Annotated in this window: 2 tRNA genes and 2 rRNA genes; all 4 read left to right on the forward strand. The window is 50.1% G+C overall.

From position 1 onward, the window contains the following. Window positions 1-120 (forward strand): 16S ribosomal RNA (locus K0T92_RS25810); the annotation flags it as partial. 104 nt (window positions 121-224) lie between these two features. Continuing rightward, window positions 225-301: transfer RNA gene (locus K0T92_RS25815), tRNA-Ile, on the forward strand. A gap of 14 nt (window positions 302-315) precedes the next feature. Then, window positions 316-391 (forward strand) — tRNA-Ala (locus tag K0T92_RS25820). Window positions 392-616: 225 nt separating this feature from the next. Beyond that, a 23S ribosomal RNA gene (locus K0T92_RS25825) occupies window positions 617-743 on the forward strand; the annotation flags it as partial.

Here is a 743-nt window from a genome sequence, read left to right on the forward strand (position 1 = left end):
ACAACACCCGAAGTCGGTGGGGTAACCGCAAGGAGCCAGCCGCCGAAGGTGGGGTAGATGATTGGGGTGAAGTCGTAACAAGGTAGCCGTATCGGAAGGTGCGGCTGGATCACCTCCTTTCTAAGGATATACCTGACCTCGATGAAGGTCAGATACTATGACAGGTATCGCTCATGTTCAGTTTTGAGAGAGCAAGTCTCTTTCATATACAAAGGTGAGATCAATGGCCTTTAGCTCAGCTGGTTAGAGCGCACCCCTGATAAGGGTGAGGTCGGTGGTTCGAGTCCACTAAGGCCAACCATTTATCATTCCTATGGGGCTATAGCTCAGCTGGGAGAGCGCCTGCCTTGCACGCAGGAGGTCAGGAGTTCGATCCTCCTTGGCTCCACCAAATTCATTGCATTACGATGCAATGCATCTTGCACCTTGAAAACTGGATACGAAAATTGCGTAACATAGAAACATCCTTTAGCTGAGTTTATACCACGCAGTTTCGACTGCAAGGCGAAGGTTGTTCGAATTGAAACGACTTTTGTAGAGAGGTTTCTACCGCTAATCATTTAGTGTTCAAGAAATGTTTCTACAACGGAGTCTCAATCGAAGAACCGGAGCTTATGGTTAAGCTACTAAGAGCGCACGGAGGATGCCTAGGCGCCAGGAGTCGATGAAGGACGCGGCGAACAGCGAAATGCCTCGGGGAGCCGTAAGCAGGCTTTGATCCGGGGATGTCCGAATGGGGAAAC

It is taken from the genome of Paenibacillus oenotherae (assembly GCF_019443105.1).
GTDB classification, from domain to species: Bacteria; Bacillota; Bacilli; order Paenibacillales; family Paenibacillaceae; genus Paenibacillus_Z; species Paenibacillus_Z oenotherae.